The sequence below is a fragment of the Gordonia abscondita genome (genome assembly GCF_032711245.1).
Taxonomy (GTDB): Bacteria; Actinomycetota; Actinomycetes; order Mycobacteriales; family Mycobacteriaceae; genus Gordonia.
Window position 1 is genome coordinate 2,058,914 of the sequence record NZ_CP128986.1, and the last position, 14,778, is coordinate 2,073,691.

The 14,778-nt window shown below is 65.8% G+C and carries 14 protein-coding genes; 7 read left to right on the forward strand and 7 right to left on the reverse strand.

The window, feature by feature from the left end:
- Window positions 1-78: 78 nt before the first annotated feature.
- The gene (gene purM / locus MP11Mi_RS09710) at window positions 79-1,176 is read left to right on the forward strand and encodes a phosphoribosylformylglycinamidine cyclo-ligase (RefSeq protein WP_420038733.1); all 1,098 of its coding nucleotides are present in this window, start codon (window positions 79-81) and stop codon (window positions 1,174-1,176) included.
- A gap of 225 nt (window positions 1,177-1,401) precedes the next feature.
- Here purM and MP11Mi_RS09715 read toward each other — a convergent pair whose 3' ends face one another.
- Both MP11Mi_RS09715 and ygfZ read right to left on the reverse strand, forming a co-directional pair.
- On the reverse strand, window positions 1,402-1,587 hold the full coding sequence (locus MP11Mi_RS09715; protein ID WP_420038734.1) for a DUF3073 domain-containing protein: 186 nt from the start codon (window positions 1,585-1,587) through the stop codon (window positions 1,402-1,404).
- A 162-nt stretch (window positions 1,588-1,749) separates the two neighbouring features.
- Complete coding sequence (gene ygfZ, locus MP11Mi_RS09720) at window positions 1,750-2,931, reverse strand: CAF17-like 4Fe-4S cluster assembly/insertion protein YgfZ (protein ID WP_420038735.1); 1,182 nt, start codon at window positions 2,929-2,931, stop codon at window positions 1,750-1,752.
- Window positions 2,932-2,954: 23 nt separating this feature from the next.
- On the opposite strand from ygfZ, the gene MP11Mi_RS09725 reads away from it, so the two are divergent.
- From MP11Mi_RS09725 to MP11Mi_RS09750, 6 genes are all read left to right on the forward strand, one after another.
- A complete protein-coding gene (locus tag MP11Mi_RS09725) occupies window positions 2,955-3,806 on the forward strand; it encodes an aminodeoxychorismate lyase (protein ID WP_420038736.1) in 852 nt (283 codons plus the stop codon).
- A gap of 154 nt (window positions 3,807-3,960) precedes the next feature.
- Window positions 3,961-5,520 (forward strand): cytochrome ubiquinol oxidase subunit I, encoded by a 1,560-nt coding sequence (locus tag MP11Mi_RS09730; protein ID WP_420038737.1) that lies wholly within the window; start codon window positions 3,961-3,963, stop codon window positions 5,518-5,520.
- Window positions 5,521-5,532: 12 nt separating this feature from the next.
- A complete protein-coding gene (cydB, locus tag MP11Mi_RS09735; protein WP_420038738.1) occupies window positions 5,533-6,591 on the forward strand; it encodes a cytochrome d ubiquinol oxidase subunit II in 1,059 nt (352 codons plus the stop codon).
- Window positions 6,575-8,296 carry a thiol reductant ABC exporter subunit CydD gene (cydD, locus tag MP11Mi_RS09740; RefSeq protein WP_420038739.1) on the forward strand — a complete coding sequence of 574 codons (1,722 nt, stop codon included), beginning with the start codon at window positions 6,575-6,577 and terminating at the stop codon, window positions 8,294-8,296. Before cydB ends, cydD begins: the two co-directional genes overlap by 17 nt.
- A complete protein-coding gene (cydC, locus tag MP11Mi_RS09745) occupies window positions 8,283-9,941 on the forward strand; it encodes a thiol reductant ABC exporter subunit CydC (protein WP_420038740.1) in 1,659 nt (552 codons plus the stop codon). Before cydD ends, cydC begins: the two co-directional genes overlap by 14 nt.
- A 204-nt stretch (window positions 9,942-10,145) precedes the next feature.
- Window positions 10,146-10,640 (forward strand): ferritin, encoded by a 495-nt coding sequence (locus MP11Mi_RS09750; RefSeq protein WP_420038741.1) that lies wholly within the window; start codon window positions 10,146-10,148, stop codon window positions 10,638-10,640.
- Between the two features lie 75 nt (window positions 10,641-10,715).
- Here MP11Mi_RS09750 and MP11Mi_RS09755 read toward each other — a convergent pair whose 3' ends face one another.
- The 5 genes from MP11Mi_RS09755 to MP11Mi_RS09775 form a co-directional block, all read right to left on the reverse strand.
- Window positions 10,716-11,333 carry a heme-binding beta-barrel domain-containing protein gene (locus MP11Mi_RS09755; RefSeq protein WP_420038742.1) on the reverse strand — a complete coding sequence of 206 codons (618 nt, stop codon included), beginning with the start codon at window positions 11,331-11,333 and terminating at the stop codon, window positions 10,716-10,718.
- Window positions 11,334-11,490: 157 nt separating this feature from the next.
- Window positions 11,491-12,327, reverse strand: a complete 837-nt coding sequence (locus MP11Mi_RS09760; RefSeq protein ID WP_420038743.1) for an endonuclease domain-containing protein — start codon at window positions 12,325-12,327, stop codon at window positions 11,491-11,493.
- Window positions 12,328-12,517: 190 nt separating this feature from the next.
- Window positions 12,518-12,823, reverse strand: a complete 306-nt coding sequence (locus tag MP11Mi_RS09765; protein ID WP_420038744.1) for a DUF1416 domain-containing protein — start codon at window positions 12,821-12,823, stop codon at window positions 12,518-12,520.
- Window positions 12,824-12,854: 31 nt separating this feature from the next.
- On the reverse strand, window positions 12,855-13,682 hold the full coding sequence (locus tag MP11Mi_RS09770; protein WP_420038745.1) for a sulfurtransferase: 828 nt from the start codon (window positions 13,680-13,682) through the stop codon (window positions 12,855-12,857).
- Between the two features lie 113 nt (window positions 13,683-13,795).
- The gene (locus MP11Mi_RS09775; RefSeq protein WP_420038746.1) at window positions 13,796-14,692 is read right to left on the reverse strand and encodes an LmeA family phospholipid-binding protein; all 897 of its coding nucleotides are present in this window, start codon (window positions 14,690-14,692) and stop codon (window positions 13,796-13,798) included.
- Between the last annotated feature and the right edge of the window lie 86 nt (window positions 14,693-14,778).

Here is a 14,778-nt window from a genome sequence, read left to right on the forward strand (position 1 = left end):
AGGTAGCGTGAGTGCGTTGACCATGGCGACGGTCGGTGCTCGACCACGCCTTAGCGAGTGTGTAGGAGAAGCACCACCATGACGGACGGGGCTGCCGACCAGGCATCCGGGAATGCAGCGGGCGGTGCGTCGTACGCAGCGGCCGGTGTGGACATCGACGCGGGCGAACGCGCAGTGCAGTTGTTCGCGCCGCACGCAAAACGGGCGACGCGCCCCGAAGTCATGGGCGGGCTCGGCGGATTCGCGGGTCTGTTCTCGTTGAAGGGCGATTACCGGGAGCCGGTACTCGCCGCGTCGAGCGACGGCGTCGGCACGAAGCTCGCTGTCGCACAGGCGATGGGCGTCCACGACACGGTTGGTCGCGACCTGGTTGCGATGGTCGTCGACGACCTGGTGGTCTGTGGCGCGCAGCCCTTGTTCCTGCAGGACTACATCGCTGTCGGCAAGGTGATCCCGGAGATGGTCGCCGACATTGTGAAGGGCATCGCGGACGGCTGCGTCGACGCGGGCTGTGCACTGCTTGGCGGAGAGACGGCCGAGCACCCGGGTGTCATGGAAGACACCCACTATGACATCTCGGCGACCGGTGTCGGCGTCGTCGAAGCCGATTCGATCCTCGGACCCGATCGTGTCCGTCCGGGTGACGTCGCGATCGCGATGGGGTCGTCGGGCCTGCACTCGAATGGTTATTCGTTGGCGCGCAAGGTGCTCTTGGAATGGGGTCACCTTGACCTCGGCGGCCACGTCGAAGAGTTCGGCCGCACCCTCGGTGAGGAACTCCTCGAACCGACTCGCATCTATGCCAAGGACTGTCTGGCGCTTGCCGCCGAGACCGAGGTCCGGACGTTCGCACATGTCACCGGGGGCGGTCTCGCTGACAACTTGGGCCGGGTCCTCCCGGCCGGTATTGAAGCGGTCCTGGAACGCACTACGTGGACGCCTGCTCCGATCTTCTCGATGATCGCTCAGCGTGGTCGCGTGGAGCGCGCGGAGATGGAGCGCACGTTCAACATGGGGGTCGGCATGGTCGCGATCGTCGCCCCAGAAGACACTGACCGCGCGCAGGCGATTCTGACTGCCCGGCACGTCGATAACTGGGTTCTCGGTTCGGTCAAGCGAGCCGACGATGCCGGACGTGGCTCTGCACGTCTTGTCGGAGACTACGCGCGCTTCTGACGACAACGAGTCCGCCGATCTGTGCCATATGTTGGCGCGGATCGGCGGACTCGTTCGTTGAGCGGATAGTCGAGCGCGGGGTCGTCGAACCAGTTGAGTGAGCAAAGCGAGTCGAAATCACCTCAGTCCTAGGTGATTTCGACTCGCGTCGTTCGCCCGATCAGCTCAACGAGCAATAAGACCTCGTCTGCTCACGCATCATCGAGGTCCGTTAGCCACAGCGCGTCAGGCGTGTCGCCACTCGTCTTCAGAGTCCCGGCTCTCCTCATCCGACCAGGTGTCGGCGAACGTGTGTTCACCGCTACCTCCGGACAACTCGCGCTGCAAGCTGTCGAAGTCGGTATTTTGGGTGGAGTACTTCAGCTGACGTGCAACCTTCGTCTGCTTTGCCTTAGCCCGGCCGCGGCCCATTTGGGACCCCCTCGCACAATGACGGGGCGGCCATCTTGGTGGCGGCCCCGTTCTATTCGTTAGTAGTTCTCGTACTGACAGTCTAGCGCGCGGACGCAATTAAGTCTCCTTGCGCCCGTCCGAGAACACGGCGAGAGACGTCACATGACGTGTCTCACAAGGTCAGGGGCGTCCTCGGAGGCGTTCTTGAGCGGCTCGCCCCGCCGGGACCGTGTCGTCGGAGATGTACCTATCGCTGTCGATTCGTGCGGCTGCTCCGGATGCGGGCTCGCCCGCGATCAGGTCGGCGTCGGCCGGGATGGAACGTTTGACCAGCGCAAGCGCGATGGGGCCGAGCTCGAAGTGGTCGACGACGGTGCCGACGCGGCCGATGGTCCGCCCGCCCGCCGAGACCGGGTCGCCGGTCGCGGGCCGTGCGTCGGAACTGCCGTCGAGGTGCAGGAGGACGAGCCGTCTTGGGGCGCGGCCGATGTTCGCCACCCGCGACACGGTCTCTTGTCCGCGGTAGCAGCCTTTGTCGAGGTGGACAGCTCCTTGCTCGTCCGGGCCGCCGATCCACTCCGCCTCGTGGGGGATGGTGCGTTCGTCGGTGTCGAGGTGGAGCCGGGCGCGGCCAGCGGCTACTCGCAACGCTTCGAACGCCCAGGCTCCTGCGGGAAGGGCCCCTGCCGCTGTCAGTTCTCGCCACCAGCGGGGCAGGTCGTCTCGCGCGACGATCAGGTCGACGACGGGCGTCGTACGCCCCTCGCCGATTGACGGCATTACCCGCCAGAAGCCGAGCGGTTCGTCGTCATGGTGGAGTTCAGGCAGATTTCCGGCCGCGTAGACGTCCGCTTCGGCCGGGATGTCGAGGAGTTCGGCGATCTTGCCGGAACGCACCTGTGGTCCGACGAGGGTCAGGACCGCCATGTCGGTGCGCAGAGTCGGCGTGACCTGTGCCCAGAACACCATCTTGGCCAGGAAGTCGTGTAGCGGGACACCGCGGTCGGCCTCGGTGTCGAGCCAGGTGATCTCGTCGATGTCAGTCAGGACGAAATGGTCTTCGACGCGACCGTTCAGATCAAGCGACAGGTTCTCCGCGCTGCGGCGGTCGAGGAGGCCGGACACATGCTGTGAGGAGACCGTGTGCAGCCAGGTGAGCCGTTCGGGGCCCGCGAGTTCGATCACGCCGCGATCGCTGCGGTCGACGACGGCGGCTGTTCGGGACGCGGCGCGTTGCTCCCCGAGCGGATCACCGTAGTGCCAGGCGACGCCGGGGCTCGGGTCGTCGTCGGGCGTCGGGATGGCGCCGGGAGTCGAGGAGAGGATGGGGGAGCGAGCGGGCTTGACGGAATCCGCGGACATGCCGTCAGTCTACGGTGGACGACGTGATCGTGGTCGATGGTGATGGACGCCTCCTCAGCGGGGACGTGCCGCTGATCTTCGCGGACGATCTCGGCGTCCTGCACGGCGACGGGGTGTTCGAGACGATGTTGGTGCGTGACGGGCGAACTCGGCTCGTCGACGCGCACCTCGCGCGGCTGGTCGACGGAGCCGCCCGCCTCGACCTCTCTTCACCCGATGTCGACGGGCTGCGGCACGCTGTCGCTGTCGCGCAGGCTGAGTGGGTGCGGGCCGCACATTCGGCGGACGGAGCCCTGCGCGTCGTCTATACGCGCGGACGCGAGTCCGATCCGGGCGTCCCGACGGCGTTTGTGACGGTGTCGCCGATTCCCGAGCGGTCCGTCGTCGCTCGCCGTGACGGCGTGAGCGTGACACTGCTGCCGAAGGCGCACGACCCGGACATCGTCGCACCGTGGGAGTTGTCGGGTGCCAAGGCGCTGAGTTATGCGCGCAATACTGCCGCGCTTCGGTATGCGCGCGGCCGCGGGTTCGACGATGCGATCTACCTGTCGTCGGCGGGCACGGTCCTGGAGAGCCCGAGAGCGAACGTTGTCGCCGTCGTCGACGGCGAACTGACGGCGACGCCCGCCGATGACGGCGTTCTCGCGGGTACGACGCAGGCCGCCGTGTTCGACGTCGCGGCCCGGCGCGGGTTTCCGGTTCGGCATGAACGGATGACTCCGGCCGATCTTGTTTCTGCCGATGGGGTGTGGTTGCTCTCGGCGTTGACTCTCGCCGCGAGGGTTCGGCGGGTGGACCGCCACGTGTTACCCGAACGGTCGAAATATGACTTCGATGTAGAAAAGCTCGTGATCGAAGCTATTTCGACGTCATGATGTGATGGCGGGCACCGGGACGCACGACCCGATCATGTGGGGTCCTTCGTCTCCTGGGTCACGATGGGGTTGTATTCCTGCCCATCGCTACTACGCTATGTAGTAGCGCACTCGGAATCGACGTGCTCTTGGAATCGACGATTGTGAGGCGAGCGTGGACGTCGTTGACATATCCAGATGGCAGTTCGGAATTACGACTGTCTATCACTTCATCCTGGTGCCGTTGACCATCGGTCTGGCGCCACTGGTCGCCGTGATGCAGACCGTCTGGCATCGCACCGGCAATGAACAATGGCTGCGCGCCACCAAATTCTTCTCCAAGCTGTTCCTCATTAACTTCGCGCTCGGCGTCGCGACCGGCATCGTGCAAGAGTTTCAGTTCGGCATGAACTGGAGTGAGTACAGCCGGTACGTCGCCGACGTGTTCGGCGCGCCTCTCGCCATGGAAGGTCTCGTCGCATTCTTCCTGGAATCGACGTTCATCGGACTCTGGATCTTCGGCTGGGGCAGGCTGCCGCGCCGCGTGCACCTGGCCTGCATCTGGCTCGTCGCCATCGGAGTCAACGCGTCCGCGTACTTCATCATCGCGGCCAACTCGTTCATGCAGCACCCGGTCGGCGTCGTCTGGGACGACGTCCGTGACCGGCCACGCATGAACAATTTCCTGGCCGTCATCACCAACAACACGACGCTCGTCGCGTTCCCGCACGTGATCGCCGGTGCATTCCTCACCGCGTCGACGTTCGTCGCCGCCATCTGCCTCTGGTGGATGGCTCGCAACGGCTACCGGGCCCGCAAACTCGAACAGGCGTCGCTCTCGGGCGACGACTCGGAGGTCCCAGCCACGACGTCGCACAGCCAGATCGGTGCGACCCCCGAGCGACTTCGTCACGACAACGTGACCCTATGGAGACCCGTCGCCCTCCTGGGCCTCTGGGTGGTCATTGCGTCCGGCGTCGCACTGTTCATCACCGGCGACCAGCAGGCTCGCCTCATGTTCAAGCAGCAGCCGATGAAGATGGCAGCCGCTGAATCGCTGTGCGAGACCGAGACGGGCGCGGGCTTCTCGTTGTTGAGCATCGGCCGCCAGAACAACTGCGACAACATCGAACACATCATTCAGGTCCCCAACATGCTGTCGTTCCTGTCCGACCACTCGTTCGACAGCACTGTTCAAGGCGTCAACGAACTGCAAGCCGAATATCAGCAGGCGTTGAACATGCCGAATCAGAACTTCGCACCCAACCTGTTCGTCACCTACTGGGGCTTCCGCGCCATGATCACGTGGGCACTCGGCTCGGTGGTCGTCGCCATCGGCGGCCTCTGGTTCCTGCGGCGCGGTCGCAGCGAGATTCCGCGCAAGGTCGGCAAGCTGATGCTCTGGATGCTGCCGACTCCGTTCCTGGCCAACGCGTCCGGTTGGATCTTCACCGAGATGGGCCGTCAACCGTGGGTCGTCGTCCCCAACTGGGCCGATGCGGACGGTGACCCGCTCCGCATCCACATGCTGGTGCAGGACGGCGTCTCCAACCACACGTCGCCGATCGTGTGGACCTCGCTGATCGGTTTCACCGTGCTCTACGGCGCGCTGGGCGTCGTCTGGTTCTACCTGCAGAGACGGTATGTGATCGAGGGGCCCGGCGAGAAGGACGCGATCGCCCCCGACGTCGGAGCCGACTCGGACTCCGACAAGCCACTGTCGTTCTCGTATTAGAGGAGTGCACCGATGAGTCTGGAAACATTCTGGTTCGCGCTCGTCGCGGTCCTGTTCGTCATGTACTTCGTCCTCGAAGGGTTCGACTTCGGCGTCGGCATGTTGTTGCCGTTCCTCGGCCGCCACAGTGAACCCGACGGCGACAAACGTCGCCGCGTGTTGCTCTCGGCGATCGGACCGGTCTGGGACGGCAACGAAGTATGGCTGATCACCGGCGGCGGCGCACTGTTCGCGGCGTTCGGCGGGTGGTACGCCACCATGTTCTCGGCGTTCTACCTGCCGTTGTTCCTGATACTGGTCGGGTTGATCGTCCGCGTCGTCGCCATCGAGTGGCGCGGCAAGATCAACGACCGGAAGTGGCGCATGTGGTGCGACGTCGGGATCGGGATGGGCTCGTGGCTGCCCGCGATCCTGTGGGGCGTGGCGTTCGCGAACGTCGTGCGTGGCATCCCGATCGACGCCGACGCCCAGTACACGGGCGGCTTTTTCAACCTGTTGAACCCGTACGCGCTGCTCGGCGGTCTGACGACAGTGCTGGTGTTCATCACGCACGGCGCAGTGTTCCTCGCGTTGAAGACGACCGGCGACCTGCGCCACGACGCACAGAGCGTTGCCCTGCGTCTAGCGATCCCGACCGCCGTCGTCGCCGCGGGATTCCTGCTGTGGACCCAACTCGAATACGGCGAGAGCTGGACATGGGCGGTCGTCGCGATCTCCGCCGTCGCCGCCGTCGTGATGGTCGTCGGCGCGTACCTGCGCCGCGAAGGTCTGGCGTTCGGTGCGACCTGCATCGCCATCGCGGGCACGGTAGGACTCCTGTTCTGCGTGCTGTTCCCGAACGTGCTCCCGTCGACCACCGACGCGGCGTTCAACCTGACCGTGGCGAACACGTCGTCGAGCCACTACACGCTCGTCATCATGACGTGGGCGGCCGTGATCATGACGCCCGTCGTGCTCCTGTACCAGGGCTGGACGTACTGGGTGTTCCGTCAGCGACTCGCCGTAGAGCGGATCCCCGAGCACGGTGGGCTTCCGCTGCGCGAGGGGGCATCGCGTGCCGGTCGAACCTAGCCCCCGTCCGCTGCCGGTCGAGCGGAGTCGAGACCTCGACCGCACGCCGCCGTTCGACCCGAGGCTCCTACGCTATTCACGGTCGGCGCGTCGGTACGCGGTCGCTATCGCGGCGTTCTCCGTCGGCACCGTCGTCGCGGTGATCGCGGGTGCGGTGGCGCTGGCCGGTCTGCTCGGGGAACTCGTGACCGATCCGGCGTCGCGCACGTTCGGCGCTCAGGCCGTGCACCTGTCGGTGATCGCGGCGGCGTTCGCGGCCCGCGTCCTCACGACATACCTGCAGGAGAGGTACGCACACCGGGCCGCGTTGGCGACCATCGCCGAACTGCGTTCGGCGGCGGTCGACGCCCTGACGGATGCGCGGAGGACGTCACCGCACGCTCTCGCCGCCGACCGTGACCGGTCGTCGACTGTGCTGCTGCGTGGTCTCGACGCCCTCGTCGACTACCTCTCCGACTATGTGCCTGCGCTGCTGTCGACAGTTGTCATCACGCCGCTGGTGGTGATCGTCATCGGCTGGGCCGACTGGCCGTCCGCAGTCATCGTCGTCGTGACGATCCCGTTGATCCCGCTTTTCATGGTGCTGATCGGCCTGCTCACCCGCGACCGCACTCGTCGGCGACTCAACGCGATGAGTAATCAGAGCTCCCAACTCCTCGACTTGCTGACCGGCCTGCCGACGCTGCGCGCCATCGGGCGCGCCGTCGGTCCGAGCCGGCGGGTCGACGAACTCGGTCGCGACTTTAGCCGGACGACTATGTCGTCACTGCGGATCGCTTTCCTGTCAGGTGCGGCATTGGAACTGCTCGCGACGTTGAGCGTCGCGCTCGTCGCGGTCGGCATCGGACTGCGCCTGGTGTTCGGCGATATGAGCCTGTACGCCGGTGTTCTCGCACTTGTTCTCGCGCCGGAGGCATACCTGCCGTTGCGGCGGATCGGGCAGGCATTCCATGCGGCGCAGGACGGCATGGAGGCTTCGCGCGAGGTGCTCGACGTCTGTGCGCGCACCGGCCGCCCGACCGGTACCCAGCGCATCGACGTCGCCGGGGCTCCGATCGATCTCCACCGGGTCGGCGTCGCGACCCGCGACGGGTTCACGCCGCACGGAGTCACCGCGCGTTGCGCGCCCGGACGGGTCACCGTCGTCGCGGGCCCCAACGGGTCGGGCAAGTCGACGCTCCTGTCGGTGATCCTCGGACTGACAACACCCGACGAGGGGACCGTCCGGATCGGCGGCGTCGACGTGCACGAACTTGCGCCTGACGACTATCACGCACAGGTCGCGTGGCTGCCGCAGCATCCGCTGATCGTCCCCGGAACGGTCGAGGAGAACCTCGCCGTCTTCGGGGCGGGCGACGACGTCGCGACCGACCGGGCCGCCCGCGCAGTCGCCTTCGACGAGGTCTTGGCCGACCTACCGAACGGGGCGGCCACCGTGCTCGGCTCCGACGGATCAGGGCTGTCGGCGGGGCAGCGGCAGCGGCTGGCCCTCGTCCGAGTCCTCGCGTCGGACGCGCCGTTGGTGCTCCTCGACGAACCGACTGCTCACCTCGACGCCGACACCGCCGAGCGGGTCCTCGACGCGATTGTCGCCCGCGCCGCCGACGGTGCGACAGTCGTCGTCGTCGCGCATCGGGCTGCGGTCCTGCGAATCGCCGACACCGTGGTCGACGTCCGACGGGAGGTCGTCGATGCGACGCGATGATCCGCTGCTGCGAGCACTCGACTTCGCCGGGGTACGGCGACGCACTCCGCTCGTCGCGATCGGGCTCGGCGCCGCGGGCGCGTTGTCGGCGCTCGGGCTCGCGGCGTTGTCGGCGTGGCTCATCACCCGGGCTTGGCAGATGCCGCCCGTCCTGTATCTGTCGGTCGCGGTGACGGCGGTGCGGGCACTCGGTATCTCCCGCGCCCTGTTCCGTTACCTCGAACGCCTCGCCACGCACGACGTCGCGCTCCGAGCCATGGCGACGGCGAGGGCACGCCTGTACCGCGCGCTCGCCGGCGGGGACCCTGCAGTGACCGTCCGATCCGATCGTTCAGCGCTCCTGGCGCGCACCGCCGAGGACGTCGACGAGATCGGCGACGCCGTGGTCCGGGGCCTGGTCCCGATGGCAGTCGGTGCGGTCACCTCGGTCGCCGCTGTCGCGATTATGGCCGCCGTCTCACCCATATCCGGTGTTGTTCTCGCGATCGCCCTGGTGATCAGCGGTGTCGCCGCGCCGTGGTCGGCGGCCCGAGCGTCGACACGGATCGTCGCCGATGGGTCGCACGCCCGCGAACGCGTCGGCGCCGATGTCACCGGGCTCCTCTGGCATGCAGGCGAACTGACCGTCGCACGAAGCCGTGAGTCGGCGCTGGCGCGGCTGCGTGCCGCCGAAGCCGATCACGCCCGGGCCGTCGACGCCGCTTCGGCACGGCAGGCGGGTGCCGCGTCGTTGACTCCGATCGCGATGCTCGTCAGCGTCCTCGCCGCCGCGGTGGTCGCCGTCGATCTCGCATCCCGCGTCTCCGGTTCGTTGATGGACGCGTCGACGTCCGACGGCGCGGTGACGCCGATGCTGTTCGGCGTTCTCGTGCTCCTCCCGCTGTCGTCGTTCGAGGCGACCGGACCGTTGACCGACGCCGCGATCGCGTGGGAGCGGGGCAGGCAGAGCGCGGCTCGCGTCATGGCGTTGGTCGATGCGGCGGGCCCGGCCCGGACCGTGGCTGATCCGGTGTTCGACTCCAGCCCGGCCACGGTGACAGTCCGCGAACTGCAGTGGGGCTACGAAGTGCCGCTCGGTCCGGCAGGCGGTGTGGACCTCGATTTGCGTGCCGGTGACCGCATCCTCGTGACCGGTCGTAGCGGGGCAGGTAAGTCGACGTTGGGGATGACGCTCACCGGACTCCTCGAACCGCTCGCCGGTTCGGTGACGAGTGCCCCAGCAGACCTACGGTGCGCGGCAGCGTATTTCGCGGAAGAAGCGCACCTGTTTTCGACGTCGGTGCGGGAGAACCTGCGCGTGGCCCGCGGCGACGTCACCGACAGTGAGATCGTCGATGCGCTCACCGATGTCGGCCTCGGTGCGTGGCTGGCGGGTCTGCCCGACGGGTTGGACACCGAACTGGCGGGTGCGGCGTCGGTGAGCGGCGGTCAACGTCGTCGGATCCTGTTGGCTCGAGCGCTGGTGCACGCGGCGCCGGTCGTCGTGCTCGACGAACCGACCGAACACCTCGACCGCGACGACGCGCCTGGCTTCCTGCGACGGATCTGCGATCGGACAGATCTGTTCGGCCCGGACCGGATCGTGGTAGTGATCACGCACCAGTCATCCGATGTCGACGGTGTCCCGGTAATCGAGATTCACTGACCCGCATTTGAAGACGTAAGCCTATTTAGCCTTGCCTTTAAATAGGTAGGAAAGCCTAAAGTGAATTCGCCGAAATAGTGTCGTGACCTGCAGATAAGGTATGCCGTACCTGGCTGGACGGATCTGAATTGGCGGCTATTCTGGATTGTGTCCGAAGGAATCCGGAAGATCCCGAATTCTCTCATTGAACGTTAGGGAGCCGCCATGAAGATGAGCGAAGAACTCGAAGCCCAATTCGTCAAGCAGATCAATCGCGAGTACGAGTCGTCTTTCCTATACCGTCAGCTCGCCATCGAGGTCGAGGTTCGCGACCTGCCGGGCATGGCATCGTGGCTGCGCGCACAGTCGGCGGAGGAGTTGACCCACGCCGACCGACTCATCGGTCATCTCACCGACCGAGACAACCATCCGGTGATCGGTGACATCACCATCCCGTCGATCAAGGTGGAGAAGATCGAGGACGTCTTCGAGATCGCGCTCGACGCCGAGCGTGCCGTCTCCGAAGGTGTCCGCGACCTGTACCGCCAGGCCGAGGATGAGCGCGACCTCGATTCGCGTCCCACCATCGACTGGTTCGTCTCCGAGCAGGTAGAAGAGGAGGCGACGGTCTCTGAGATCCTCGGCCGCCTCCGCATCGTCGACGGCGATGGCTCCGGCCTCCTCCGCATCGACGCCGAACTCGCCTCAAGCGGCGCCTGAGTTACCGAGAGGTCAACGAAGCGAGTCGAAGCCCAGCAGGGCTTCGACTCGCTTGTTTCGTTTAGTTCGGGGCCGCTATCCGATGACGCGGTGCAGTTTCGCGGACAGCCGTGGCGTGAGTTCGCCGTCGGCGTCGACGCGTTCCTCAACGTATGCGAGGTCACCGTCGGGCACGAGCCCGTACAGGCGCTTGGCGCCGCCGGTGTGGACGCCGGTCTCGGTGCGAAGGGTGACGTCGGTCGTCAGATTCCACGACGTCTGGTTGAGGGGCCGACCATAGAACAGTTCGATGACGCCCTCGGCGTGCGTGAGAAGCAGTTCGATGTCGTCGCTTTCGCTGATCCGCCAGAAGCCGGACTCGCGAAGGTCGGGGCGCACATAGCCGCCGTCCTCGTCGAGCACCCACGAGCGGGACTGCCAGACGAGGTAGTCACCGCCGTCGTGGCTGACGACGATCTGCTGACCGAACTGGTAGTCGCCGCCGCTGATCGGATCGTGGCCTTCGCCTTCGCCCTCCCAGACGCCGACCAACGGCAGCAAGGCGAGAAGCGCGGGACTCAGATCGGGACCCTCGCGGAGGTTCGCTGTGTCGATCGGCAGCGGAAGATCACCGATTTCAGGCACGTTCTTGGCAGCGGTCTCCTGAGCGCGGAGCTCAGCGTCGGAGATCGCCTCGTTGCCCGAACGAGTCATGATTCGTCGTTGACCAGGCGGTAGACGGTGTACAGCGCGAACCACACGATGAGGACGGACGCCAGACCAAGCAGGATTTCAAAGAAGAGGACCACGGATCAGATTCTACCGCGCACCGGTGTGACGTGATAACGGCGGTCGGCGAGTGCAGGATATGTCACACAGTGCGGTCGGGCTGCGCTGCGGTGGTGGGCAGGGGACGGCGGTGCTCGGCGCGGTGAACTAACTGTTCGATAAGCGCGTGAACCTCAGGCCACTGATACACCACCTGCGTGTAGCTCAGCCGGATCATGCGATAGCCGAGCGACTGCGCCCGCAGATCGCGCATCCGGTCGTTCTCGAACGCGGACGACGACGAGTGGTATTCCTCGTTGTCCACTTCGATGATGAGCGAGCGGCCGACGAGCAGATCGACGCGGCCGACCCCGAGGATCGTCACTTGTGGTCGGATCTGCAGGTGCGGAGCGGCCAACCGTAGTCGCACCATGCTCTCGGTGCCCGACTCGGCGCGGCCGTCGACCCTGCCGAGTGTGGCGCGGACAGTTCGTGGCGCATCGCGAAGTACGTCGTTGATGTCGGTCTCGGTGAGCAGTCGCTTGTTCAGCAACGAGTCGCATACCACCACCAGGTCTTCGGCGGAAAGGCAGCGCGTGGCGTGAGCGAGTGCGGTCGGTAAGTCGTCGACGGCGTCGTGCTCGGCGGGTTGTCTGCCGAACTGTCGGCACCAGGCCGGATGGTTCCGCGCGGTGTTGCTGTTGCCTCGGATGTGCACATGGTCGGTCGGCGGCACCCACACCCCGTGTAAGCGGAGCGCCGATGCGCACGAGAGGAGTCCGCCTGCCTGGACCGCGGCCACGACGGCCTGGTTAGCGTTCGCCGTCGCGTACCACCCGTGTCTCAGCTTGACCAGCGATTTCTCGTCGATCGCGAGAAGGATCTCGGCTCGCGGCCATCGTTCGAGTAATTGTCCCCACCGGTAGACCCCCGTCTCCATGTCGCAATTGTGCCCTGAGGGCGACTCATCGTGGTTCGTTTCGGCTGCTGGCCAGAATTACCAGCACGTATTTTGCGGAAAAAGCCGGATCTGCTCGAGTAGATACCGTATACGTGCTGGTAATGCTGGAGAACGACGATGCCCCGGTCCGCGTGCTGCGGACCGGGGCATCGTGAGCCTGCGGAAGGTTCTACTTCGCGACGTTGACGTCCTGATTGTGGACGCCGGGGCCCTCGGGCGAGATAGTGACATCGCCGTTGCCCTGCGAGCTGAGCGCACGGAGCGTCCAGGTGCCGGGGGCGGCGAAGAATCGGAAGTCGCCGGTAGCCGATGCGACGACCTCGGCGGTGAACTCGCCGGTGCCGTCGAGCAGGCGGACGAATGCGCCCGCGACCGGGTTGCCCGAGCCGTCCAGGACCTGACCGGTCAGGACGGTCTCCTTCTCGACGTCAACGCCTGCCGGCAGGGACTGACCCTGCTTGGGTGCTGCACACATGTGGGTTTTCCTCTCAGATGAAGTCGGAGCTCTAGAGCTCGACCGGTGCGCCGACGAGGGAGCCGTATTCGACCCAGCTGCCGTCGTAGTTCTTGACGTTCTTCTTGCCGAGCAGTTCCTGCAGCACGAACCACGTGTGGCTCGAGCGCTCGCCGATTCGGCAGTACGCGATGGTCTCCTTGGCGTCGTCGAAGCCCTTCTCCGCGTACAGCGCGGTGAGGTCGTCCTCCGACTTGAAGGTGCCGTCTTCGTTCGCGGTCGACGACCACGGGATGTTGATCGCGCCCGGGACGTGGCCGCGCTGCTGCGCCTGCTCCTGCGGGAGGTGGGCGGGCGCCGCGATCTTGCCGGTGAACTCGTCGGGGCTGCGGACGTCGACGAGGTTCTTGGAACCGATCGAGTCGATGACCTCGTCGCGGAATGCGCGGATCGAGGTGTCAGCGGCCTGCGCGACGTAGGTGGTGGCTTCGCGGGTGACGGTGTCGCTGCTCAGCTCACGACCGTCGAGCTCCCACTTCTTGCGGCCGCCGTCGAGGAGACGAACATCCTTGTGACCGTAGATCTTGAAGTACCAGTACGCGTACGCGGCGAACCAGTTGTTGTTTCCGCCGTAGAGGACGACGGTGTCGTCGTTGGCGACGCCGCGCTCACTCAGCAGGGCGGAGAAGCCATCGGCGTCGAGAAAGTCGCGACGGACACCGTCCTGCAGGTCCTTGCGCCAGTCCAGGCGGATGGCGCCCGGGATGTGGTTGAGGTCGTAGATCGACGTGTCCTCGTCGACCTCGACGAAGACGACTTTGTCGGTGTTGAGATTCTGCTCAGCCCAATCGGCGCTGACCAGGACATCGGAGCGTGCCATGTGTGTTCCTTTCCAGGGGATACGAGCGCTGTCACCCTTGGGCGTGACGCAGTAAGGGTGGAGACGTCGAAAACGCTACAACAGGCAAGCCGGAGCAGGTATCGCGGCGAGCGTCAGTAGTCGATCGGCTTGACAACTCGCGCATCGTTGTTCCCGGCGACGATGAGATCGCTTCCCCTGCTCAGAGCCTTGCTGGCGGCGATGTTCCAGGCCATCGGAAGCGTCGGCAGGGTCGCTGAGAACCGCTCGAGAACGTGTGCGCGAAATTCTGGCGGGACATCCGCGGAGTAATGGTCTTCGGGGCCGTCGTACAGTCCAGTCGCTTCGACGTGGACGCGGCCGTCGACGACGAAGACCTTCGCGCTGACACTGATCTTCACTTTCGGCGCCGTGTAGCCGGAAGCCGACGGCGGACGACCGTCCTCGTACTCGGGTGACCCCGGGTAGGGGACAGTCCCGCTCAGCATGACGCCGTCGGTCCGTTCGAGGAGTCCGTCGCCTGGGCCGCCGCCGCCCGCCTTGCCTTCGGGGGCAGGCGTGTTGATGTAGAGGTCGGTGATTCCCATGAGCCGGCCGAGGTTCACCGAGTCAATGCGCGTCTCGGCGGTGATCGAGGCCGCGCGCATCGGGGTCGTCGCGTCGACGTCCCAGATATCGCCGGTCGTGACGTCGTCGAGTCGGGCGTCGACGGTGGCCGTGCAGGCGCCGCGGTCGCCGCAGCCGGTGATTCTGACTCCTCGAGCGCTGATGAGCATCGACGGGAACCGGCCGTCGCCAGCCCCAGTGATGCCGGCCCGCGGGAGGAACCCGAAGCCGCCGAGGTTCACTTCGGGTTCGAAGTCGACTCGGCCGGATTCTTCGATGGCGACTGCAACGCGGTGCTCTGCGCGCGAAGCCGCGAAATTGTCCGCCAGAAACGCGATGACCAGCACGATTGCGACGACGACGGCGCCGATGGCGGCGATCTGTGCGGCGCGGCGCGAGGGTCGGATTCGGGCGGAGGTGGACATCGGGTCTATTCTGTCATCACATCTTCACGAGCTGCGACCAGCGTCGATCGACAGTTCAGCCAAGAGGCCACGACGAGAGCGGAGTG